Consider the following 21,766-nt stretch of genomic DNA (forward strand, 5'->3'; position numbering starts at 1 on the left):
CTGTCATCTGTTGATGAAGCAAGGTTTCAATGGTTGTTTAGTGGTCTGTTTTATTAATTGTTCTATACGTTATTGGGTCCCGCCCAACAGGCGTGAATAAGTGTCACTCTGGTATCCGGTCGGCACGGACAACGTCTTCTTGCTCAGTGGTGGTGGCAATATGTACTACAAACTTACCGATTTTGGCGGAAAGTTTCTGACTAGTCCTCCGCACTTTAGTGCGGGTAAAAGCTATCCAGGTGTAAGCGCCTATGTTCAATGGTTTATGCCTGCTAATCCCCTGCCAGTATCGGTGACATTTATACATGGTGGTGGAGGGCAGGGTTCAGAGTTTTTAACTACTCCAGATGGGCGTCCAGGATGGGTTCATAATTTCCTGCAAGCAGGTTTTCCAGTATTTATATTAGATAGGCCTGGTCATGGACGAAATAGTTGGAACAGTGAGATTTTAGGGGCTCACGTACCGCATCCAGACTATGAAACGCTTTATCCAAGGTTCGTAGAGCCCAAAATCAAGAATCTCTGGCCGGAGTCGAGGCATCATGATCAGTGGCCGGATCATGAGCCAATCGCTGGAGACAGATTCATGGCAAGCCAAGGAGTAATGGCAACAACGCTGGCCGCAGCTCAAAAGCATGTAGAAGCGATTGCACCTCAGTTGTTTGAAGTAACTGGAGACACGATTTTAGTCTCGCACTCGGCAGGTGGGCCATGTGGCTGGGCATTGGCAGCAATAGGGGGGGCGAGGGTAAAAGCTGTAGTCGCGGTCGAGCCGTTAGGCTATCCGGGCCTTCAACACTCACTAGGAGATTTTGAAAATGGTTTATGTGCAGTTGAATTCTCTGGCTCGCATGATCCTTATGAGCGTCCAGTCGCATTGGTGACCGGGCATGCTAGTTGGATGCGAGAAGCAAATTTGAAAGCCGCAAAGTATTTACAAGACCAAAATTACGACGTCACTCATTTTCTCCTTGAGGATTACGGGGTTTTAGGTAATGGGCATATGATGATGTCTGAGAAAAATAGTAGCGATATCGCAGCAATTATAATTGATTGGGTCAATGAGTCGGTTTTTTGAGTTATATAACTCCGTGGTATATGTGAGTGCTGGTAGGGCCACACTCATAAGACCCTTATGTTCGTGGTCAAGGTGATTCTATCCATGCATAGGATGGATTATCTAGGAGGGCTGCGGCGGGTGGTAGTCTGGTACAAATGGCTTTGGAAGGTAAATAAATAATTCAAATCTTGGTTTATGCGCGGTACTGAATATTAACTTCGTCTAAAGGTGGAAGCTATGAAGGTTGTACGCGTTGGTCAAATTGTCCCAAGCTCTAATATCACTATGGAAACGGAGATCCCGGCGCTGCTTAAGGCGCGGGAGCTGGTAGCTCCTGAGCGATTCACTTTCCATTCATCTCGTATGCGTATGAAACATGTAACGAAGGAGGAACTAGCTCGAATGGATGGCGACAGTGATCGTTGTGCACTCGAACTATCAGACGCTCGCGTCGACGTGATGGGATACGCTTGCCTGGTCGCGATTATGTCCATGGGGCATGGTTATCACCGAGTATCGGCGGAGCGCTTACGAAATGTGACCGAGAATAATGATGCAGCAACACCAATTATTACCTCGGCGGGGGCGCTTATAGATGGCATCCGTGCTCTTGGTGCGAAGCGCGTGGCTGTGGTTACTCCTTACATGAAACCGTTAACAGAATTGGTAGTTGATTACATTCGACATGAAGGTATCGAAGTAGGTGACTATCGAGCACTAGAAATCTCGGATAATCTGGCGGTTGCGGCCCATGATCCAATGAATTTGCCTGGAATAATTGCGAGCATGCGCACGGACGACGTTGATGCAATTGTTATTTCTGCATGTGTCCAGATGCCATCATTAAATGCCATCACAATGGTTGAGGCGCAAACCAGAAAGCCAGTTATTTCAGCCGCAGTTGCTACTACTTGGGCGATGTTAACTGCATTAGATCTCCCTACACGAGTTCCTGGTGGTGGAACTCTTCTTTCAGGTGCCTACTAATGAAAGGGTACAACGTTTATGCAAATGGCATTCGTCAGCACATCATTCATTTTCCGGGAACGGGTTCACCGCTGCTGTTAATCCCAGGTATCACCTCTCCTGCAGTAACATGGGGGTTTGTGGCCGAGCGTCTTGCCAAATATTTTGATGTCCACGTGGTAGATGTTCGAGGCAGAGGTTTGAGTGAATCGGGTGATTTAGATTACTCATTGGACGCAATGGCTGATGATTTAGTTGCGTTAGCCCAGCGGATGGAAGGAGTGGTAGTTTTAGGACATTCAATGGGTGCGCGAATTGCCATTCGAGCAGCTAGGAAAGATTCTCAGGTGTTTTCTCGATTGATCTTAGTTGATCCACCTGTTTCTGGCCCAGGTAGACGTCCGTATCCTGCAAAGTGGTCATGGTATGCGGAGTCCATTCGTTTAGCACAAAGAGGCTGTACGGCGATGGAAATGCGGTCTTACTGCCCGACTTGGACGGACGAACAGATCGAGCTCCGGGCTGAGTGGCTACATACCTGCCAGTACACAGCGGTCAAAACCGCATTCGATGGCTTCCACACAGATGATATTCATACCGACTTGGCGCAATTGACGCTTCCTATTCAACTCGTTGTAGCTGGTGGAGCAGAAGTTATTCAGCCTGATGATATCGCGGAGATTATTAGTTTAGCTCCTCAAACTACGACGTATGTTGTTGAAGAAGCTGGGCACATGATTCCGTGGGATAATTTAGAAGGCTTCATAACTGCAGTCAGCAATCGATAGAGAGGCGCGATATGGACCATGTGAGTTTTACCGAGATATGCCTACATCAGTTGAAAATGTCAGGTGTACATGAAGGGGAGCGACTGATCGTTCTAACCCAGGGGCATGAACGTCTAGCGTACGCCGACGCATTTATGGCCGCAGGCCAGCGACTTGGAGCCGAGATGTATCATATGAGGCTACCTTCGCCATTGCCTTCTAATGGCTGGGCTGTCGGGGTTACGGGACTTGCCGATTTACCCGGTGCTGTGGAGGCGCTTAAGAACTGCGACATGTTGATTGACTGCGTATTCCTTTTGTTTTCTGCTGAACAGTTTGAAATCCAAGCGGCAGGTACGCGTATTTTAACTGCGGTGGAACCTCCTGAGCTTCTGGCCCGTATGCTGCCATTTCCAGAGCTGCGAGAGAAAGTTTCTATTGCAGCGGAGTTAGTTGAAAACGCTAAGGATATGCGGATCACATCCCCGCATGGGACAGATATTACATACAAGCTGAATACCTATCCTACTATAGCAGAGTACGCTTGTACAGATACACCAGGTCGTTGGGATCATTGGCCTTCGGGGTTTGTATTCACTGGCGGTGACGATGACGGTGTGGATGGAACCATAGTTGTCGCCCCAGGTGATGTTCTTTTACCGCAAAATCTCATGGTTAGGGAGCCAATAACTTACACTATAGAAAAAGGTTGGATAGTCGATATTCGCGGCGGTCTTGAAGCTCAGATCGTTAATTCCTATATGGACTCATTTAATGATCCCCGTGGTAAAGGAATGAGTCATGTAGGCTGGGGAATGAATCCACATGCTAAATGGCACAGCTTTGTTCCGGGGCAATTTACAGGTGGAATGGGAATGGAGCTCAGAAGTTTTTACGGCAATGTAATGTTTTCAACCGGTCCAAACAATGAGCTTGGCGGATCGAATGATACCGCCTGTCATCTTGATATTCCAATGCGTAACTGTTCATTGTTCCTTGATGATACGCCAGTGGTCATTGATGGCGACATTGTTGTTAAAGAAATTCAGCTAGTGCAAAGGTAGACGTGCTGCTAAATTGTGCGGACGCAAGGAGTATTATATGTCACAAAAAGAAGTATATGACGCTGCAGGTTTCGGTAATCCGGTGTCTAGAGGCGTGCACCCAGCTATCATTGTTGTTGATTTTTCGTATGGATTTACTGATCTTCAATATCCAACTGCCTCTGATGCCTCACTCCAGATGTCCCGCACAAAAGAAATTTGTGACTTGGCAAGGGCATTAGAATTTCCGGTGATATTTACCACAATCGCATATCATCCAGGGGAGATACCGATGCTTCCGTGGTTGGAGAAATCTTCTGGTATGGCTGCATTGCTCTATGGGTCCCGATTAGTTGAAATAGATATGGCAACAGGTATTCAGCCAAACGATGTAGTTGTTGTAAAAAAAGGAGCTTCGTCTTTTTTTGGGTCGACGTTATCCAGCCTGCTGGCAGGGACAAATACTGATACAGTTGTGGTGACAGGTGCAACGACCTCGGGGTGCGTCCGCGCTACTGTTGTAGACGCTGTACAATCCGGGTTCAAAGTGCTTGTGCCAGCGGACTGCTGTGCGGATCGTGCGAAAGGGCCACATGAAGCGAGTCTGTACGACATACAGCAAAAGTATGGTGATGTAACCGATTCCGACGACATTTTAAAATGGCTGCGATCGGTTGCGGGCTAGTCGATTTATTAATTGTAGTCCTTAATTTGGTGCGTCTCGGCACATATAATGGGCGCCGAACGCACATTTCTACTTTTTAAGTACGCATGTAATTTCAGATGCTTCGCTGAGTCAATTATTTAAGTCATAGTGTTATCGCGATTTCTGTTTTATTTGTCTCGATGACGCAGTTTTTGATTCTGTATTCGGTTGAGAATTTTGGTGATCTGTCCGTGAGTTAATTGAATTTTAGGTTTGGTGTGTGATGGATAGAGTACTTTGCAAATAAGTGTGGCAAGTAAGGCTTATATGCTTGTTCGGGGGGGGTATTTAATCTCATCGCTTTCAGGGCTGATCCATAATTAGACGATCCTAATTTCTTGTCGCGGGTTCATTGAGCAGCCGACTCCCTAGTCTTCTATATCGTTGGAAGCTAACACATTGAAGAGCTTCCATTTCTTCTGTAATGCCGTTCTGGTGGCAAGTTTGGGCGAGCCGCAACTGTGATGGAAATAGCAATGAACTGGACCTGGTTTCATAAGCTCGGCTCACCCAAGTGGTTCTACGGCATCAGCGGCAGACTGTTGCCCTGGCTGAGCGTCGCGGCCCTGTTGCTGATCGGCATCGGCCTGGTCTGGGGCCTGGCTTTCGCGCCGCCGGACTATCAGCAGGGCAACAGCTTTCGCATCATCTATATCCATGTCCCCGCGGCGATGCTGGCCCAGTCGGTCTACGTGATGCTGGCGATCTGCGGTGTGGTCGGCCTGGTGTGGAAGATGAAACTGGCCGATATCGCCCTGCAATGCGCAGCGCCCATCGGTGCCTGGATGACCGCCGTGGCGCTGGTCACCGGGGCGATTTGGGGCAAGCCGACCTGGGGTTCGTGGTGGGTCTGGGACGCACGACTGACGTCGATGCTGATCCTGCTGTTCCTGTACTTCGGTCTTATTGCGTTGGGCAACGCCATCAGCAATCGTGACAGCGCCGCCAAGGCCTGCGCGGTATTGGCGATTGTCGGCGTGATCAACATCCCGATCATCAAGTATTCGGTGCAATGGTGGAACACCCTGCACCAGGGCGCGACCTTCACCCTCACCGAAAAACCGGCGATGCCGGTCGAGATGTGGTTGCCGCTGCTACTGACCGTGTTGGGTTTCTACTGCTTCTTCGGCGCAGTGCTGCTGCTGCGCATGCGCCTCGAAGTGCTCAAGCGCGAAGCCCGGGCCAGCTGGGTGAAAGCCGAAGTACAGAACAGCCTGGAGGCCGCTCGATGAGTTTCGCGTCATTCGGCGACTTCCTCGCCATGGGCCATCACGGCCTGTATGTCTGGTCAGCCTATGGCATCTGCCTGGCGGTGCTGGCCCTCAACGTGGCGGCGCCGATCCTGGCTCGCAAGCGGTATCTGCAACAAGAGGCGCGTCGTCTGCGCCGGGAGAACGGTCAGTGAATCCGCTGCGCAAAAAACGTCTTGTCATCATCCTGGCGATCCTGGTCGGCGTCGGCGCGGCGGTCGGCCTCGCCCTCAGCGCCTTGCAACAGAACATCAACCTGTTCTACACCCCGACCCAGATCGCCAATGGCGAAGCACCCATGGACACGCGCATCCGTGCCGGCGGCATGGTGGAGCAGGGTTCGCTGGTGCATTCCGGCGATTCGCTGGATGTGAAGTTCAACGTCACCGACTTCAACAAGACCGTGACCATCACCTATCGCGGCATCCTCCCCGACCTGTTCCGCGAAGGGCAGGGCATTGTCGCCCTGGGCAAGCTCAACGCCGATGGCGTGGTGGTGGCCGACGAGGTGCTGGCCAAGCACGATGAGAAATACATGCCGCCGGAAGTGACCAAGGCCCTGAAAGACAGCGGCCAGTCGGCGCCCGCTCCCGCTCCCGTGAAGGAGGGTTGATCGATGAATGCCGGTCTGTTTATTCCTGAGCTGGGCCATCTGGCGATGATCCTGGCGCTGTGTTTTTCCCTGGTCCAGGCCGTTGTGCCGTTGCTCGGTGCCTGGCGTGGCGACCGCTTGTGGATGAGCCTCGCCCAGCCTGCGGCATGGGGGCAGTTTGCATTCATGCTGTTCGCGTTCGGTTGCCTGACCTATGCGTTCATGGCCGACGACTTTTCCGTGGCCTATGTTGCCAGCAACTCCAACAGCGCCTTGCCCTGGTACTACAAGTTCAGCGCGGTGTGGGGCGCGCACGAAGGTTCGTTGCTGCTCTGGGCGTTGATTCTTGCCGGCTGGACCTTCGCGGTATCGGTGTTCTCCCGACAGTTGCCGCAAGTGATGCTGGCCCGGGTGCTGGCGGTGATGGGCATGATCAGCATCGGTTTCCTGCTGTTCCTGATCCTCACGTCAAACCCGTTCGAGCGCATCCTGCCGCAAGTGCCGATGGACGGCCGCGACCTCAACCCGCTGCTCCAGGACATCGGCCTGGTCGTCCATCCGCCGATGCTCTACATGGGCTACGTCGGCTTTTCCGTGGCCTTCGCGTTCGCCATCGCCGCGTTGCTCGGTGGTCGCCTCGACGCCGCGTGGGCGCGCTGGTCGCGGCCATGGACCATTGTCGCCTGGGCCTTCCTCGGCATCGGCATCACCCTCGGGTCGTGGTGGGCCTATTACGAACTCGGCTGGGGTGGCTGGTGGTTCTGGGACCCGGTGGAGAACGCCTCCTTCATGCCATGGCTGGTCGGCACCGCGTTGATCCACTCCCTGGCCGTCACCGAAAAACGTGGGGTGTTCAAGAGCTGGACTGTGCTGCTGGCGATCGCGGCGTTCTCGCTGAGCCTGCTCGGGACCTTCCTGGTGCGCTCCGGCGTGCTCACCTCGGTGCATGCCTTCGCCTCGGATCCCGAGCGTGGCGTGTTCATCCTGATATTCCTGCTGTTCGTGGTCGGCGGCTCGCTGACGCTGTTCGCCCTGCGTGCACCCGTGGTGAAAAGTCAGGTCGGCTTCAACCTCCGGTCCCGGGAAACCCTTCTGCTGGGCAATAACCTGGTGTTGGTGGTGGCGGCGTCGATGATTCTCCTCGGGACGCTGTATCCACTGGTGCTTGATGCGTTGTCCGGCGCCAAGCTGTCGGTCGGCCCGCCATATTTCAACGCACTGTTCATTCCGCTGATGGCGATTCTGATGGTGGTGATGGCGATCGGTGTGCTGGTGCGCTGGAATGACACGCCGGTCAAATGGCTGCTGGGCATGCTCACGCCGGTGCTGCTTGGCACCGCCGCCCTGGCCGTGGTGGCGGGCATCGCTTATGGCGATTTCAATTGGGCGGTGCTGGCAACGTTCGTGCTGGCGGCGTGGGTGTTGCTGGCGGGCGTGCGGGACATCTTCGACAAGACTCGCCATAAAGGTCTGGTCAAAGGCCTGCCGACCCTGACCCGCAGTTACTGGGGCATGCAGCTCGCCCACCTGGGGATCGCCGTCTGCGCCCTCGGTGTGGTGCTGTCCAGCCAGAACAGCGCCGAGCGCGACCTGCGCCTGGCGCCCGGCGAGTCTATGGACCTGGGCGGCTACCAATTCTTTTTCGAGGGCGCTAGGCATTTCGAAGGTCCGAACTTCACGTCCGACAAAGGCACCGTGCGGGTCATTCGCGACGGCCGGGAGATCACCGTGCTGCACCCGGAAAAACGCCTCTACACCGTACAGAACTCGGTGATGACCGAACCCGGGATCGACGCCGGTTTCACCCGCGACCTCTACGTGGCGCTGGGCGAACCCCTCGGTGATGGCGCCTGGGCGGTACGCGTCCACGTCAAGCCGTTCGTACGCTGGATCTGGTTCGGTGGCTTGCTCACCGGCCTGGGCGGCGTCCTCGCGGCGCTGGATCGGCGTTATCGGGTCAAAGTGAAAACCCGGGTGCGCGAAGCCCTGGGCGTGACGGGAGCCACTGCATGAAACGTTGGTTGATGGTGTTACCGCTGGCGCTGTTTTTGGTGATGGCAGTGTTCTTGTACCGCGGGCTTTACCTGAACCCGTCCGAATTGCCCTCGGCGATGATCGGCAAACCGTTCCCGGAATTCTCCCTGCCCTCGGTGCAAGGTGACAAGACCCTGACCCGCGCCAACCTGCTGGGCAAGCCGGCGCTGGTCAATGTGTGGGGCACCTGGTGCATCTCTTGCCGGGTCGAGCACCCGGTGCTGAACAAGCTGGCGCAGAACGGCGTGGTGATCTACGGCGTCAATTACAAGGACGTCAACGCCGACGCGCTGAAATGGCTCGCCGAGTTCCATAACCCTTACCAGTTGGATATTCGCGACGAGGAGGGCTCCCTGGGCCTGAACCTGGGGGTCTATGGGGCGCCGGAAACCTTCTTCATCGATGCCAAGGGCATCATCCGCGACAAGTTTGTCGGGGTGATCGACGAACAGGTCTGGCGCGAGAAGCTGGCCGCCAAATACCAGGCACTGGTTGACGAGGCCAAGCCATGAGGCGCTGGCTGGCAGCCGCCATGCTCGGATTGAGCCTGGTGGGAGTGGCCCATGCCGCCATCGACACGTACGAATTCGCCAACGAGGGCGAGCGCGAGCGGTTTCGCGAGCTGACCAAGGAACTGCGCTGCCCCAAGTGCCAGAACCAGGACATCGCCGACTCCAACGCACCGATTGCCGCTGACCTGCGCAAGGAAATCTTCCGCATGCTCGGCGAGGGCAAGGACAACCAGCAGATCATCGACTTCATGGTGGACCGCTACGGTGAGTTCGTGCGCTACAACCCCGCCTTGTCCTCCAAGACCGCGCTGCTCTGGTTCGGCCCCGCCGGGCTGTTGCTCGGTGGCTTCGTGGTCATCGCCGTGATCGTGCGTCGTCGTCGGGTGCAACGTACGGCTGCTCCGGACACGCTTTCCGTCGAAGAGCGCCAGCGCCTCGACCAACTGTTGGATACAACCAAGCATGATTGATTTCTGGCTCGCCGCAGGTCTGCTGCTCCTGATTGCCCTGAGTTTTCTGTTGATTCCTGTGTTGCGTGGTCGCCGTGCCCAGCGCGAAGAGGACCGTACCGCGCTCAACGTGGCGCTGTACCAGGAGCGCGTCGCTCAACTGCAGGCCGAGCGGGAGGAGGGCGTGCTCAACGCCGCGCAGTTGGACACCGGCCGCGCCGAAGCCGCCCGTGAGCTGCTGGCCGACACCGAGGGCGCCGAGGCGCCGCGCGAGTCGCGCCTGGGCAAGCCCTTGCCGTTGCTCGCCGCCGTGCTGGTGCCGTTGCTGGGCTTGGGGCTGTACCTGCATTTCGGTGCCAGCGACAAGGTCGAACTGACCCGTGAGTTCGCCCAGGCGCCGCAGTCGATGGAAGAAATGACCCAACGCCTGGAGCGGGCGGTGGCGGCGCAACCGGACAACGCCGAGGGCCTGTATTTCCTTGGCCGTACGTACATGGCCCAGGACCGGCCCGCGGATGCAGCGAAGATCTTCCAGCGCACCGTGGCGGTGGCGGGCCGCCAACCCGAACTGCTGGGCCAGTGGGCCCAGGCGCAGTACTTCGCCGATGGCAAGAAATGGTCGGACCAGGTCCAGGCCCTGACCGACGAAGCGCTGAAGCTCGATCCCAAGGAGGTCACCAGCCTCGGCCTGCTGGGCATCGCCGCGTTCGAAGGCGAACGCTACCAGGACGCGATTGATTACTGGAGCCGCCTGTTGGTGGAGCTGCCGGAGGGTGACAAGTCCCGCGAGGCGTTGCAGGGCGGTATCGCCCGCGCCACCGAGAAGCTCCAGGCTGCTGGCGGCCAGGTTGCGCCGGCGCAGGCCCAGGCACCCGCCGCCAAGACGGCCGCCGTGCTCAAGGTGCGTGTCGAGCTGGCGCCGGCGCTCAAGGCCAAGGTGCAGCCAGGCGACAGCGTGTTCATTTTCGCCCGCGCCGCGTCCGGCCCGCCGGCCCCGCTGGCGGCCAAGCGCCTGACCGTCGCCGACCTGCCGGTGACCGTAGAGCTGGGGGATGCGGACGCGATGATGCCGCAACTGAAACTGTCGAACTTCCCTGAAGTCCAACTGGTGGCGCGGATCTCCCGTGCCGGTCAACCCACCGCCGGTGAATGGATCGGCCGCAGCCAACCCCTGGCGAGCAGCACCACCGCGCCGCAGCACCTGACCATCGACAGCCCGGACCAATAACAGGAATTCGCACAATGACCGCCATCGCTCGTATCACTTTGCTCACGCTCGTCCTGGGCCTGAGCGTTTATGCGGTCCAGCGCTACCCTCGCCGTCATTCTTTCAACTTATGGTCGTCAGGGGGAGCGCCAATCATAGCCGGTTAGTCTCGATACATAGCACGTTCGTCGGGATTCACGCTTGGGTGGCTGGAGGTTGAGCATCTTGGTCGCATATGGGCTCGTCGTCCAGATTGTTATTTCGACTGCGCACTAAGCCTCCAAAGAGGAGACCTATCTCGAACAGGAGCCACATCGGTACCGCCAGCAGGGTCTGGGAGAAAATGTCCGGCGGAGTCAGGATCATGCCGACCACGAAGCAACCGATGATCACGTAGGGGCGGATCCTCTTCAGGTAGGCCACGTCGACCACGCCGATCCACACCAGCAACACCACGGCCACGGGGATTTCGAACGCCACGCCGAAGGCGAAGAACAGCGTCATGACGAAATCCAGGTAGCTGTTGATGTCGGTCATCATCTCCACGCCCGCCGGGGTGGCGGCGGCGAAGAACTTGAAGATCAGCGGGAACACCAGGTAATAGGCGAAGGCCATGCCGGTGTAGAACAGCAGGATGCTGGACACCAACAGCGGCACGGCGATGCGCTTTTCATGCTTGTACAGGCCCGGTGCGATGAAGCCCCAGATCTGGTGCAGGATCACCGGGATCGCCAGGAACAGCGAGACCGTCATCGTCAGCTTCAATGGTGTCAGGAACGGCGACGACACGTCGGTGGCGATCATTGTCGCGCCTACCGGCAGGTACTGGCGCAGTGGTGTGGAGACGAATGTGTAGATCTGCTGGGTGAAGGAAAACAACCCGGCGAAAATGGTGAAGACCGCTGCCACGCAGACCAGCAGTCGTGAGCGCAGCTCGGTGAGGTGCGATACCAGCGGCATTGGTTGGTCGTTCTCTGGGGTTTCGCTCATGAGGCTCGCGGTAGCAAATTAGGGAGATTTGAATTGTTAGGCGCTGGAGTCGCTGGAGGCGGCGTATCGACCGCAGATGCAGATTCATCCACCGCAGGCGTCTGAGGCACGATCTTTTGATCGGTAACGTGCGCCACCAAGGTCAGTTCCTGGTTGGTTGGTGCGAAGATTTTTCGCGCCTCATCCTCTAGGGATGCTCCGATCAACTTGTCGTGCAGCCGCGGCAAGTTGCAATTTTCCAGGCACCTACAGCGTCATTGGACGAAAAGTGACCGAAAAATCATGTACGGAGAGCTTTTTCGACCGGTTCTCCGTGTTAAACGCGAACCTCACCCATACCCATGAGCTGTTTTCGAACCCTCCACAGGTTTGCCAGGGCGAACAGCGTGGTCAACTGAGCCGTGTTTTTCATCAGCCCACGAAAACGTACTTTCACGTAACCAAACTGCCGCTTGATCACGCGAAACGGATGCTCGACCTTGGCCCGTGTCTGAGCCTTGCAGAACTCGATCTTGCGCTTGGCTTTGTACAGTACGCTGCGCTGGTTCAGCTTGGAATAGGTGCTGCGACGCGCTGCAATCTGCCAGATCACCCCCCGATTTTCATGCTCTTCGCGCCTTTCGACACCGGTGTAACCGGCATCTGCATACACGGCGTTTTCTTCGCCATGCAGCAGTTCAGCCACCTGCGTGACATCGGCCACATTGGCAGCGGTGCCATGGACGTGATGCACCAGGCCGGACTCGACATCGGCACCGATGTGCGCCTTCATCCCGAAGAAATACTGACCGCCTTTCTTGGTCTGGTGCATCTCGGGATCACGCTTGCCTTCTTTATTTTTGGTCGAGCTGGGGGCATGAATAATGGTGGCATCGACGATGGTGCCTTGGCGCAGCGACAGGCCTTTTTCCTGCAGATAACCATTGATGACCGCAAGGATTGCCGGTGCGAGCTGATGCTTCTCCAGCAAGTGCCGGAAGTTCATGATCGTGGTGTCTTCGGGGATTGGCGCGCTCAGCGTCAGGCGTGCGAACTGGCGCATGGGCGTGATTTCGTAGAGCGCTTCCTCCATGGCCGGGTCGCTCAGGGAGAACCAGTTCTGCAACAGATGGATGCGCAGCATGGTTTCCAGAGGATAGGGTTTTCTACCGCCGCCGGCCTTGGGGTAGAACGGTTCGATCAGCTCCAGCAGGCCTGCCCAGGGCACCACCTGATCCATTTCGGCGAGGAAGCGCTCTCGGCGGGTTTGCTTGCGCTTGCCGGCGTACTCAAAGTCGGAAAAGCTCATCTGGCTCATGGGCGGCTCGGATCAGGTGTTGCGGGGATTCTCGCATAACTGAAGGCTTGTTCGGAGATTCCCTAGGGAAATAATGCGTCCGCTGTGTAGCCGCCGACGAATTTCGTCAGCGCCGATTTCACGTGCAAGTTCCTCTTTGATGGCATTAAAGCTGCGTTTGAGGCGGCCTACCCACATACCGGCCGCACGTGCAGCACCTGGCAAGCGCTCGGGGCCCAGCACTAACAGGGAGACTAGGGCAACGAGCAACAATTCAGTGAAGCTGATCCCAAACATTAGTCAGTGCTCACGCGTTGTTACGAGTTGGCTCTTCAACTCTTTGCGCCTGCACGTCTAAGGTGCTTGGCCCATTCACAGGCTGGGTGGTCTTCGGTGATATCGATTCGGTCGGTTGCTCCGCAGACATGTTGGGGGCGGATGGTGGTTCATCATCGTTCATGGCTTTGCGAAAGCCTTTAATCGATTCGCCGACATCGGTGCCGAGGTTTTTCAATTTCTTGGTGCCAAACACCAGCACCACAACGACTAATATAACAATCCAATGTTTCCAGTCAAAAATACCCATATGCCTGTTCTCTTTAAGTTGAATTAGCTAAATTTTTAATTGTATTAAAACAGATCCAATAGTTCTGCGATCGGCTATCTGAGCTATTACATCGTCATCACTATGACTTGGCCTTTCAAACTCCAATTATTTCTGAGTATTCTCCCCGTAAGCTGACGGCTCGAGGCGAACCGCCATTCCTTACGAACTGCCAGTGTCTCATTTTTGATACCATATAAACTATAAGGCTCTACCTTGAGATACTTTAAATTCAAAAAAATTCAAATGGGTAGGAGATAATCAGTCGAGTTCGAATGATCCTACCGCCTGTACTGATGTCGCCTGAGTGCCAAGATTGTATTAATTTAGTCGTCAATGCCTTAGCCGGACCGCTCGGGATGATATACTGAGCAATCAAATCGGTCTCCCGCTCTTCTTCAGACTTCCCATAAAGTCCAAAATAAGCTGAGTCTGCGTTAACTTTACTGCCGTCGATGTCCGTCCCACGAATATGCTTGGCTGTCAAAGTCAAACCCGGTACTCCAAACGATTGCATGTCCAGCTCATAGCGAAGCTGAACTGACTGCTCATTTGGTGCATTAAAGTCTGATAATTCAGCGGCGTTTGCTAGGTATAGACCGTCGCTAAAAACACCTGCTGCCACTCCGGGACTGACGCTTCCTATCGCTGCGTAATCGTGGGGCTGGTCACCATCATTGCGCTGAAACGCCAGTGCGAATGTGTGAGGACCCGTTGCAAGTGCTGCTGAAATTGACGCTGCTGTGACATTAATATCACCTGCCTTTGCTTCTCCCGAGTTGAGGCTGCGGTATAAGTTAAAGTCAAGCGTTAATGATTGTGATTCGGATAATGCGATAGCTTGGTTGATATTGGTATAATACTGATCCATGAGGTTCTCCTACCGAGAGCCATAAAACGATATAGATGTCTGATCACTGAGCGCGTACGTACCACCAATATATCCCACCTGTGGGGTGCTGACCCTTGCGAAAGCCAGTCCGAGATCGCCGCTTCGATTGGTAGAAAGGTAACTTGTACCTGAGGTGAAAAGTCCAGCGGATAGGACGATATCCTTTAGCTCTCCGCTATCGAGCATCCAGCCAGTTGCGGTCTGGTTCAGTAACTTAGAGCTGCCGGTAGCGAACACAGGAACTTTTGGTTGTAAGTCACCGTATCTTAGTGTGGTATTGGACAGTTGAACCTTGATGCTGCCCCCCGCTTTACTATAGCTATCCGCCGGCTGACCGTTGTCGCGAACAGGGAGCGTCACAGAGCCTGTCCGTTTGCCGCTTCCGTCGAGCTTTATGGCTCCATAGGCGAAAGCATCGATGCCGAAGCCCACCACACCCTGGGTAAATCCAGAGTTGAAATCAAGCATTTCACCCTGTGTCCAATCACGCTGTGTACCCAAATCGCCAGTCTGATGCCAATAGTGATTGCGGGAAAGGAGGTTGAGATGACTGTCTTCTAAAAATCCAGCAGACTCCGATTGGGAGTTTGCATAACAAATGCCTGTAGGCATTAGTACTAGTACGGCCCCTGCAGCTAAACCTTTATGGTAGATTTTGTTATTCATTAGCTGATCTCGAGAGGAGAGTTTAGTTGGGTGTAGCGTAAAATTCGCTTGCTGGTTATATTTATTTAAATAAAGAGTTGGTTGTTATTCTGGTTGGATAATTTGCATGGTGCAGCCAGCATGATCGGATTTCATAGCATGTTAGCTTCCAGTTGGGTATAAAATCATTATACTTTTGGAGCTGTTATCCTATCTTAATTTTTTTGGCTTGTTTTACTTGCTAGGCGATATTGCGCTGGCGACTATTGCTGGATTTAGTCGCGTCCTTATGTATTATTTTTTGATGAGGATAATGAGTGTTCCTGGTTATTAGTGTCAGGCCGAATTAAGCGGTCACTTCCCCAGGTACGCCACTGCCGTTATTTCAATGAGCGCACTATCGCTGGCAAAGTCAACTACTCTCACGCCGGACGCACTTGGCGCTACCAATCCTTTATAAACGGCTGCTCTGGTCTCTAGGGCCTTAAAGTAAATGTCATTGTCTGTTTTATAGTAAATAGTTTCGCTTACAACATTGCTAAAGTCCGCGCCATGGGCTTTTAGGATAGCTGCCATTCGCTCGTAAATTAGCTGCATCTGCTTTGTAGCATCGCCGGCATAGACCTCTTTTCCGTCCTTGTCAACGGAGGTGACGCCTCCAATGCGTAGAAAATCCCCAGCTTTGACTGCAATTGAAAAGCTGTACTGCTTCTCAAATTCAGCATTCAAATGAAACGCTGCTTTGGGCTCCATTGCAAACAATTGCGTGGATAAGAATGGCAATAGAGCTAGTAATAGAATTTTACGCGTTCTGAACTTGTTGAAATGAGATGGATGCGGGGTAGGTGTTGTTTGAGTGGTCATACATGTGCTCCTTTTTGTTTTTTATTAAGCTACTCTAGCTTGTGCTTCAGGTGTTAGACATGAGCCGCCATATGCTTATACATTTTGCGCCACGGGGCCAGCCATCGCCGGGATTCTGAATTTTAAGGTGCCTTCTTGAGGAAATTGCAAAACCTGGGTTGGAAAGAGGTTTGCGCGTGCTCTCGGGGCGAGTTAAATTTATATTTCTTTTTACTGGTTGCATGTGCGATGACTCAATGCTGCAGAGCAATCCTCCCGTTGGAAATGCCGGTGTTCTCGCTCGATGCAACTGATCAAGCGTCCTTGAAGATAGTCCAGAGCCGTGAACAAGGTGACGGTGCCGTGGCGCGCATAATTGTGTGACTACGTACGGATGTGACCGATCGTCAGGGCAAACCCCGGTTGGGTCCGCTCAAGTGCTTGAACTTGGCTATTTTCATCGCAACAGAGCACCAGCGCTTTGTCCGGCGGATCCAGGTAGAGGCCGATGACGTCCCAAAACTTCTCTTCGAAATGCGGGTCATTGGGCCGTTTGAAGGTGCGGGTTAGGTGCGGCTCCAAATCGTTGGCAGCCCAGATCTTGTCCACACTGGTGGCTGAAATTCCAGCCGCCCGGGCCATGCTTCGGCGGCTCCAGCGACGTTCACGGATCCGGGGTTGTGTGACTTGCTCAAGCACGCGTTGTACAGTGTCAAGGGGCAGGAAGGGTTTACGACCGCGACCTGGCTTATCGATCAAACCGTCTAGCCGCTGATCCTGAAAACGTCGACACCAACACGTGACGACAGGAAGCGAGAACCCGGTCAGCCGGGCAATTTCTACCCGCGTGCAACCTTGGGCCGCCAACAGAATCACTCGTGCCCGACGACCGTCGCGCTGGCTGATGGTGGCCGAACGGACACGCCGGCTCAGTTCGGTGTGCTAAGCTATGCAGTTGCTGTCCCAGGTCGACGCGATGGGCCTCACTGATTCTGTTTCCCATAGAAATGGGCCAGATGGGCGGCCTCTGTACCCCTCAAGGTATGCCAATGAGCGCTGCACTGACAGAGTCAGGGGTTGAGCTGGAAGGGTGTTGTAGGATTTTAGGCGTGGCGGAGCTTGGAGCGACGATGAATACCAGATTCAGAATAACCATTGAGGATTGGGACGGAGACGGAGCAATCCGCATACCCGACCAAGCCTTGCAAGAGCTTGGCGTTGACGTCGGGGACTCCCTCTATCTGATTGAAGAGTTCGCCGGAACAAGTCGCTGTTTGGTCCTCTCCACAACGCCGAAAATTCCTGATCGGGTGGACGAGCTGTTTGGTTCTTAAGTACTTTACATATTCCGGCGTGGTCGGGTGCTCCTGATAGGCTAGTGGATTCGACAAAGCAGATTGTTAGTTGTTTATCCAGGAGGTAAGGAATGAGCAATGAAGAACTTTATATTTCTGTAGACATCGAAGCTTCAGGGCCGATCCCTGGAGAGTACAGCATGCTCTCACTTGGGGCATGTGTTGTCGGGCAGCCCAAACAAGCTATCTACCTGGAGCTAAAGCCAGACAGCCCCAAACATGATCCTGAAGCGGTAGCTGTAACGGGATTCGATCTGCAGGAACTGGCAGTTACAGGGGTTGTCCCCTTACAAGCGATGCAGAGCCTTGCGGAGTGGCTGGAAAATGTCAGCTCGCCCGGCCAAAGAATCGTATTTGTCGGTCTGAATGCACCTTTTGATTGGTCGTTCGTGAACTATTACTTTCATAAGTATATGGGTGAAAACCCCTTCGGGTTTGCGGCTCTCGATATAAAGGCGTATTACATGGGGGCTTTCAATCTCGATTGGAAGCAAACCAAGTCATCACACATGAGTGAAAGTTTACTGCCGCAGTCATCTGCCACACATAACGCGCTGGACGATGCACGCTACCAGGCAGAGCTTTTCCAATTGATGCTGCAGCGCAGGGCTGCGCTGGTCTGATCAGTTGGCGAAGGCGGCCTCCACGCACTTACCATCGCGGAACAACCACGCCTTAATGCCGTCGGGGTTTGGGGATAGGCCTACGATCACGGCGATCGGGTGGGGGAGTTCCTGCCTATAGCGTGCTGCGAAACGAGAGAAGCTTGCTATGTCTGTGGGTGAAATAGCCGGTACGGTTTGTGGGTGAGTATGCCAATACCCCACTAGCCTGAGCCCTCGTGCGTTGGCCGATTCGATTTCCTTCCGACAGCGGTCAGCGTCGAGTTCCAGCCAAGTCCATCCAGCGCGGTCTCTTGCATGTGGTGGTGTGGCGAGGCTCATGATCAAACCATCGGGGTTGGCGAGGTCGACAAACAGTTGACCACCGCGTTCAGTTTTCCACGTCCGTTGCCTGTACTGATCCAGCACATCGGCAACAGCTTGCGAAACAGACAAGCGAACATCGATGCCAGCCCATTGCCATGTCCACGCGATGGCACTCACTGCTTACCACTCCCTACATTCGGCCACTCGCGCTCCAGCACGATGTGTTGGACGCCATCTGCTAAAGCTGGCCCGCTGTAAATGCCGTCATGTTTAGCAATGTCCTGAGGCCGATAGATACTTGTGCTCCACACAGGTATGTCTATCTGCCCAGTCAGCCCCCTCAATGCTAGTTGCGTAACCATGGACGCCACGTTCGCCATCCCTGAGGCGCCTCCAGGGATGAATGTCTGGCCACACGCCGGCAGTGGAACTACTCCGCCACCGTTCGGCCATTCGCTGTATTTGAAGTCGAAATTCCCAGTGTCATCGAACAAAGGGCGTCCATCATGCCCCCCTTTGGGTGCTAAGAGCGCATGCCCTACAAACGAGTGCGGTTCACTCCACGCTTGCAGGAGATTCCAGCCTGCACCTAGCGCTTTGCGCAACCAGAGGGCTGCTTCCGATGACCAATCTGCAGTGGTGACAATCACCATGTCTGCATTTTTGAAAGTTTCCGGTATCTCGAGCAGCATGAGCTCGGCGAAATCCATGAAGGCCGTAACCTTGACGGTAGGTAGATCATGCGTAATTTTCTTGGCGAGAGCAGCTGCTTTTGACTGAGCGAGATCGTCGGTACCCAATACGTGGCGCCCTAGATTTGCAGACTCTAGGATGTCAGGGTCAATGAGGATGAGCTCTCCAACCCCCGAGCGGGCGAGTTGTAACGCAACAGTACTTCCCAGCGAGCCAACGCCGACCATCACGACCCTGGACTTTTCCAGGCTCTTCGCAGTATCACTGAGATCGCGTGAGAGGATCTCGCTCCGATCTAACACATTGAGGGTGGCGCTCCTTACTAATACCGGTGAGTGGGATGGCTGGTTCTTACCTGACCATCGCCGAGCGGAACGAAAGCCATACCAGCGACCATGGTCTGCTTGTTTGCTGTAGGAGCGGACATCTAGGCAGAATAGTGGTGCTCCAGTAGGGCCGGGTAGTTCGAGTACAAGCCACCGATTGGCCAGTGAGCCTTTTCCGGAAAACCAGGCAAGAAATTTCTTCTCGTCCTCCTGGCAAAGGTGCGGTGTCAACCATTCGAATAAACGATCTGGTGCAGGGATTTGGATATCGGGGTAGCTCAGCAATTTCAGATAGAAGCCAGCGACAGCCGGTGATGAGATTTTTGCGCTTAGTCCAAGCGTACGGTTGATATGCGTCCTGAGTGATTCTACGCTTGGCGCAAGCCACGCAGTGCGGGTGCGTCGGGCAGGGCGCGGGTCGCCAGTTGCAAACAGTTGTGAAGCCGCCTTGGGACGCTCCAGCAACAAGATATCTTGAGGAGAGCGACCAAGCTGCATGTTCCAATATGAGGTAATTTCGTTCTGGAATTCGCCCTCCCGTAGTGAGGGATCCGCGTCCATTCGAACAAATTCAAGAATTGCCCCTAGTCGTACGAGGCAGTCCTGCACTACTGTTTCCGGATCTCCCGTAATTGGTCGTTCGCGGAATCCGTGCAGGCAGAGTCCAGACTTCGTGGCATGCGGCCATGCGAGCCAGGGGGATGGCTCGACTTGAACCCTTAGCGAGGTCAAGGGAAAGTGGTTCGGAAACGCGATGCGCAGCTGCCTCTCTACTCCGGTGTAGTCGGGTGGGAGCGGCAGCAGAAAGCTGGCGGCTTCACCTCGTTTTTGGTCTGTTGATCGAAGGAGCGAAGTCGCAACTTCTTCGCCTATAAATGCGCGAAGCGCGGCGATGCCACGCTCCACGGCAGGGGACAGGTTGGGCTTAACCGAGGCGTTCAACTGGCTTCACATTCGTTTGTGGAGTGGCGTGGCTTGAGCTGCCAAAGATTGCAGTCGCAGCCAAGATGTTTCTGGTGGTGCCAGCTTTTCGGCCGGCCATCGTCCAATTGCCAGGTATCTCGTTGTTGCTCTCCGTGATTAGGCTCTCCCCGATCCCGAAGCTTCGCTTCATCACTTGGGCAAACGAACCAGCGCTGTCGTGGGGCTGCAGACCTAGTGTAAAAGCAACCAATGCACTCGCATGCCAGTTGTCAAAAGCTTGGCAATACTTGTGACCTTCTTCAGGTCTATTCCATTTTTCCGCGAAATTTTCACCGGCGTCACGTGGATTCAGCACATAGTACTGTCCTGCGAAAACTCTGATCTCCTCCGGTATTTTTTCCACGATCTTGAGGATCGCATCGATCGGGGTCAGTGGAGTGTGATGTGACTCCTTTACCACCTTGAGGTAGGCATGAGTTGCCAAGGTGGTGATCACAGCCGAAATTGGCCGGTAATTCTCATTTCGCGTTTCGATTGCCCATTCATCGCGGTGTCGCTTGAGCAATTTGATAGTGGCTCGCAAAGGATCAAGCTTGTCGTAGTCTTGGTATGAGGGGAGGGGCTCTTGCGTAGCCGAGTCCATCACCGCGCCGCGACTTTCATTTATTGCAAGGCTCTTGTAGAGCTCGAGCGAGATTTTTTGTTCTGATGCGCTATGTAGCCAATCCGCGTATGGGATTGGGCTACTCGCCTTCCAGCCAGTTTCTCGGTCAGGTACCTCAAGCTTCCCTTGTCCGTCGCTTTCCCCATTGCCTTGCACCGCGCGCGCGGGGGTGACATCGATGTGGAATCCTGGGTTTTCGTCCGCATACTCGATGCGGATGCCCCGGCGCAACTTAACTATATCCGACTGCACTCGGCTGCCTTCGCGGAATCGTTGTTCGATTGCAGCTAGAACCGTATCTGCATCTGCATTACCGGCATTGGGGAGCCAGACGATCGCGTCAGCATCGATCGTGCCGAGATCTTTGGGGGCATCTTTGACCGGATTGATCGTAGTCCTGAGACGCATGGAGCCCTGTGGGAAAATATGCGCCCCAGCGAGCAATGGATCTGTAGAGGCCGAGAGGATTTTCTCCAGCTGCGAATATCGGTCCTCAATCAACTCATATTGGCTCGCAGTCAAAGAGATGCTGCTTGCAGCGCGCAGCAACAGGTGCTCCCAGCTGCGTCGCCTAGTCAATTCGTCTTGCTTAATCATGGTCGAGTCTCGTCAGAAGTGTTGCCCAAGGTCATAATGTGTCGGAATGATTTCTATAGCTCCATTCTTACGCGCGTATAACGCATATGCTTGCTGCTGCTCCGGCGATGCCAGAACCAAAATCGTTAGATGTGCCGGCAATGAAGGTTGTAACGTTGCAGGGTGTAAATTACGAGCTTATAAATAATGTGCGCGACCGTAGGATGAGATCCCTAAGGTGCTCATAAAAAGTGCGTGGCTAAAGATGTCCAAGACTAGAGCTTGTGCGGTTGGTTTGTTGCCAAATTGGCGGCGTTTTTTTGACATCGATTTGCTGGATTTTTAACCATCACTGCAACTCACTAAAGAGGTGGTGTGGATATTCTATCTAGACCAGATTTGATCACGGATTCATTTGGAAGTCAAAGAAGATAAGTTTTGATGAATCGTTTCATCTGGTTGT

At 54.3% G+C, this 21,766-nt stretch carries 21 protein-coding genes and 3 pseudogenes; 14 read left to right on the top strand and 10 right to left on the bottom strand.

Going from position 1 to position 21,766, the window contains the following annotated elements:
- The first annotated feature begins 160 nt into the window (after positions 1-160).
- The 12 genes from KW568_RS06480 to ccmI all read left to right on the top strand — a co-directional run bounded on the left by KW568_RS06480 (position 161) and on the right by ccmI (position 10,607).
- Positions 161-1,078 (top strand): alpha/beta hydrolase, encoded by a 918-nt coding sequence (locus KW568_RS06480; protein ID WP_046816067.1) that lies wholly within the window; start codon positions 161-163, stop codon positions 1,076-1,078.
- 267 nt (positions 1,079-1,345) lie between these two features.
- The gene (locus KW568_RS06485; protein ID WP_135848050.1) at positions 1,346-2,047 is read left to right on the top strand and encodes an Asp/Glu racemase; all 702 of its coding nucleotides are present in this window, start codon (positions 1,346-1,348) and stop codon (positions 2,045-2,047) included.
- Positions 2,047-2,814, top strand: a complete 768-nt coding sequence (locus KW568_RS06490; RefSeq protein WP_013973863.1) for an alpha/beta fold hydrolase — start codon at positions 2,047-2,049, stop codon at positions 2,812-2,814. The genes KW568_RS06485 and KW568_RS06490 overlap by 1 nt, the downstream gene beginning before the upstream one ends.
- Positions 2,815-2,825: 11 nt before the next feature.
- On the top strand, positions 2,826-3,857 hold the full coding sequence (locus tag KW568_RS06495) for a leucyl aminopeptidase (protein WP_046816058.1): 1,032 nt from the start codon (positions 2,826-2,828) through the stop codon (positions 3,855-3,857).
- A 37-nt stretch (positions 3,858-3,894) separates the two neighbouring features.
- Positions 3,895-4,521 (top strand): isochorismatase family protein, encoded by a 627-nt coding sequence (locus KW568_RS06500; protein WP_013973861.1) that lies wholly within the window; start codon positions 3,895-3,897, stop codon positions 4,519-4,521.
- 497 nt (positions 4,522-5,018) lie between these two features.
- On the top strand, positions 5,019-5,774 hold the full coding sequence (locus tag KW568_RS06505) for a heme ABC transporter permease (protein ID WP_046816059.1): 756 nt from the start codon (positions 5,019-5,021) through the stop codon (positions 5,772-5,774).
- Complete coding sequence (gene ccmD, locus KW568_RS06510) at positions 5,771-5,947, top strand: heme exporter protein CcmD (RefSeq protein WP_007939192.1); 177 nt, start codon at positions 5,771-5,773, stop codon at positions 5,945-5,947. The genes KW568_RS06505 and ccmD overlap by 4 nt, the downstream gene beginning before the upstream one ends.
- On the top strand, positions 5,944-6,405 hold the full coding sequence (gene ccmE / locus KW568_RS06515) for a cytochrome c maturation protein CcmE (RefSeq protein ID WP_064614980.1): 462 nt from the start codon (positions 5,944-5,946) through the stop codon (positions 6,403-6,405). Before ccmD ends, ccmE begins: the two co-directional genes overlap by 4 nt.
- A gap of 3 nt (positions 6,406-6,408) precedes the next feature.
- A complete protein-coding gene (locus tag KW568_RS06520; protein WP_046816060.1) occupies positions 6,409-8,397 on the top strand; it encodes a heme lyase CcmF/NrfE family subunit in 1,989 nt (662 codons plus the stop codon).
- The gene (locus tag KW568_RS06525; protein WP_046816061.1) at positions 8,394-8,930 is read left to right on the top strand and encodes a DsbE family thiol:disulfide interchange protein; all 537 of its coding nucleotides are present in this window, start codon (positions 8,394-8,396) and stop codon (positions 8,928-8,930) included. Before KW568_RS06520 ends, KW568_RS06525 begins: the two co-directional genes overlap by 4 nt.
- Complete coding sequence (locus KW568_RS06530; protein ID WP_013973856.1) at positions 8,927-9,400, top strand: cytochrome c-type biogenesis protein; 474 nt, start codon at positions 8,927-8,929, stop codon at positions 9,398-9,400. The genes KW568_RS06525 and KW568_RS06530 overlap by 4 nt, the downstream gene beginning before the upstream one ends.
- The gene (ccmI, locus tag KW568_RS06535; protein ID WP_064614979.1) at positions 9,393-10,607 is read left to right on the top strand and encodes a c-type cytochrome biogenesis protein CcmI; all 1,215 of its coding nucleotides are present in this window, start codon (positions 9,393-9,395) and stop codon (positions 10,605-10,607) included. Before KW568_RS06530 ends, ccmI begins: the two co-directional genes overlap by 8 nt.
- Positions 10,608-10,781: 174 nt before the next feature.
- Here ccmI and tatC read toward each other — a convergent pair whose 3' ends face one another.
- From tatC to KW568_RS06570, 7 genes and pseudogenes are all read right to left on the bottom strand, one after another.
- Positions 10,782-11,576, bottom strand: a complete 795-nt coding sequence (gene tatC, locus KW568_RS06540) for a twin-arginine translocase subunit TatC (RefSeq protein WP_064614978.1) — start codon at positions 11,574-11,576, stop codon at positions 10,782-10,784.
- A gap of 316 nt (positions 11,577-11,892) precedes the next feature.
- Positions 11,893-12,873 (bottom strand): IS5-like element ISPa41 family transposase, encoded by a 981-nt coding sequence (locus KW568_RS06545; RefSeq protein ID WP_014003920.1) that lies wholly within the window; start codon positions 12,871-12,873, stop codon positions 11,893-11,895.
- Between the two features lie 63 nt (positions 12,874-12,936).
- Positions 12,937-13,149: pseudogene (gene tatB / locus KW568_RS06550) on the bottom strand (Sec-independent protein translocase protein TatB); the annotation flags it as partial.
- A gap of 10 nt (positions 13,150-13,159) precedes the next feature.
- Positions 13,160-13,438 (bottom strand): twin-arginine translocase TatA/TatE family subunit, encoded by a 279-nt coding sequence (locus tag KW568_RS06555; RefSeq protein WP_024087607.1) that lies wholly within the window; start codon positions 13,436-13,438, stop codon positions 13,160-13,162.
- A 250-nt stretch (positions 13,439-13,688) separates the two neighbouring features.
- A pseudogene (locus KW568_RS06560) lies at positions 13,689-15,014 on the bottom strand (OprD family outer membrane porin).
- Positions 15,015-15,347: 333 nt separating this feature from the next.
- Positions 15,348-15,857, bottom strand: coding sequence for a RidA family protein (locus KW568_RS06565; protein ID WP_052760636.1), 510 nt, complete (start codon positions 15,855-15,857; stop codon positions 15,348-15,350).
- A gap of 264 nt (positions 15,858-16,121) precedes the next feature.
- A pseudogene (locus KW568_RS06570) lies at positions 16,122-16,769 on the bottom strand (IS630 family transposase); the annotation flags it as partial.
- 197 nt (positions 16,770-16,966) lie between these two features.
- Between KW568_RS06570 and KW568_RS06575 the strand changes: the two are divergent.
- The gene (locus tag KW568_RS06575) at positions 16,967-17,170 is read left to right on the top strand and encodes an AbrB/MazE/SpoVT family DNA-binding domain-containing protein (protein WP_024087605.1); all 204 of its coding nucleotides are present in this window, start codon (positions 16,967-16,969) and stop codon (positions 17,168-17,170) included.
- A 92-nt stretch (positions 17,171-17,262) separates the two neighbouring features.
- Positions 17,263-17,814 carry a 3'-5' exonuclease gene (locus KW568_RS06580; protein ID WP_024087604.1) on the top strand — a complete coding sequence of 184 codons (552 nt, stop codon included), beginning with the start codon at positions 17,263-17,265 and terminating at the stop codon, positions 17,812-17,814.
- Here KW568_RS06580 and KW568_RS06585 read toward each other — a convergent pair whose 3' ends face one another.
- The 3 genes from KW568_RS06585 to KW568_RS06595 are packed head-to-tail and all read right to left on the bottom strand — an operon-like array spanning position 17,815 to position 21,324.
- A complete protein-coding gene (locus KW568_RS06585; RefSeq protein WP_024087603.1) occupies positions 17,815-18,297 on the bottom strand; it encodes a Mov34/MPN/PAD-1 family protein in 483 nt (160 codons plus the stop codon).
- Positions 18,294-20,081, bottom strand: coding sequence for a ThiF family adenylyltransferase (locus KW568_RS06590; RefSeq protein WP_063427465.1), 1,788 nt, complete (start codon positions 20,079-20,081; stop codon positions 18,294-18,296). Before KW568_RS06590 ends, KW568_RS06585 begins: the two co-directional genes overlap by 4 nt.
- Positions 20,065-21,324, bottom strand: a complete 1,260-nt coding sequence (locus tag KW568_RS06595; protein WP_024087601.1) for a nucleotidyltransferase — start codon at positions 21,322-21,324, stop codon at positions 20,065-20,067. The genes KW568_RS06590 and KW568_RS06595 overlap by 17 nt, the downstream gene beginning before the upstream one ends.
- Between the last annotated feature and the right edge of the window lie 442 nt (positions 21,325-21,766).

The organism is Pseudomonas sp. HD6515 (assembly GCF_024971855.1).
GTDB classification, from domain to species: domain Bacteria; phylum Pseudomonadota; class Gammaproteobacteria; order Pseudomonadales; family Pseudomonadaceae; genus Aquipseudomonas; species Aquipseudomonas alloputida.